At 71.7% G+C, this 1,433-nt stretch carries 2 protein-coding genes; both read left to right on the forward strand.

What is annotated here, in order from left to right:
* On the forward strand, positions 1 to 550 hold a 550-nt coding region (locus I0Q12_RS33740; protein WP_269437688.1), incomplete at its 5' end, for an acyl-CoA dehydrogenase family protein.
* Between the two features lie 53 nt (positions 551 to 603).
* Complete coding sequence (locus I0Q12_RS23965; RefSeq protein WP_197255400.1) at positions 604 to 1,395, forward strand: FAD:protein FMN transferase; 792 nt, start codon at positions 604 to 606, stop codon at positions 1,393 to 1,395.
* Positions 1,396 to 1,433 lie beyond the last annotated feature (38 nt).

Below are 1,433 nucleotides of genomic sequence, written 5' to 3' on the forward strand. Positions count from 1 at the left end.
CGCCACCGACCGCGCCTCGGGCGACCCGCAGGAGGCTGCGCTGCGACGCATCGCACTCGCCGTCACCAAGTACTGGGTGTGCAAGCGGACACCGGCGCACGCCGCCGAGGCCCTCGAATGCCTCGGCGGCAACGGCTACGCGGAGGAGTCGGGCATGCCCCGGCTGTTCCGGGAGTCGCCGCTCATGTCGATCTGGGAGGGATCCGGCAACGTCGCCGCGCTCGATGCGCTGCGCGCCATGATCAAGCAACCCGACACCGTCGAGGCGTTCTTCGCCGAGGCCCGGCTCGCCGAGGGCGCCGATCGCCGGCTCGACGACGCGATCTCCCGGGTCGGCAAGGAACTCGCCGACCTCGAGAACGTCGAATACCGGGCCCGGCGGGTCGTCGAACTCATGGCCCTGGTCCTGCAGGGTGCGCAACTGGTGCGGCACGGGCATCCGGCCGTCGCCGACGCGTTCTGCGCGAGCCGCCTCGACCACGACTGGGGCATCGCGCTGGGCACCCTGCCGACCGGGGTCGACACCGCTGGGATTCTGGCCAGACTGTGACCGGGGCATACTGGTAGGCATCGTCACCGAATCGAACGTGCGTGGAGCCCGTCATGATCAGATTCAGCAGATGGCGGGGGTGGGGGGAACGAGTCACGCTGGCCGTGACCGAGTACGATGCGTTGCGCGACGCCGAGCGGCTCGTGCGGGACATCGTCATCGAGTCCGAAGCGGCCTGCAATCCGCAGCGCGGCGACGCCGAGATCCACGCCGTCAACCTCGCGCAGGGCATCCCGGTGCAGGTCAGCCCCCGGCTGTCGGTGCTGCTGCGCTCGGCGTTGTGGGCGGCCCGGATGACCGACGGCGTCGTCGATCCGCTGTCGGCCGACGACGCCGACCTCGACGAGGCCTCCACGGCGCCGATCCACCCGCTGCCCACCTACCTCGACGTGCAACTCGACGGCGAGACCGTCCTCACCCCGTACGGGGTGAGCCTGGACATCAGCGAGACCGCGAAGGCCGACACCGTCGACCGGGCCGCCGCCGCGGTGGCCCGCGACCTCGAATGCGGAGTCCTGGTGCGGATGGGCGAAACGATGGCCACCGCCGGCAACTGCCCGGCCGGCGGCTGGCAGATCGACCTGCCCGGGGGCGGAACCGTCGAACTCCCGGCCGGTGCCGCGATGTCGACGCGCACGGCGGGGGACTCCCGGGATTCGCTGTGGCGCGAGGTCACCGTCATCGCCGCGGACGCGGTGTGGGCGGACGCGGCCTGTGCGACCGCTCTGCGCCGAGGCCTCGGGGCGATGCGCTGGCTCGAGCAGTACGGTATGCCGGCCCGCCTGATCGACGAGAGCGGCCACACCCACACCACCGCCGCGTGGTCGAATCCCCGGGCCGCCTGACGGTCGTCGCGTCGTTATCGCCCGGCAGTCGAATTCGC

Origin of the sequence: Rhodococcus sp. CX (assembly GCF_015865005.1) — a bacterium.
GTDB lineage: Bacteria > Actinomycetota > Actinomycetes > Mycobacteriales > Mycobacteriaceae > Rhodococcus.

Coding starts and splice junctions, on each gene's coding strand:
- I0Q12_RS23965 (WP_197255400.1), top strand. CDS start 604: ATGATCAGATTCAGCAGATGGCGGGGGTGGGGGGAACGAGTCACGCTG.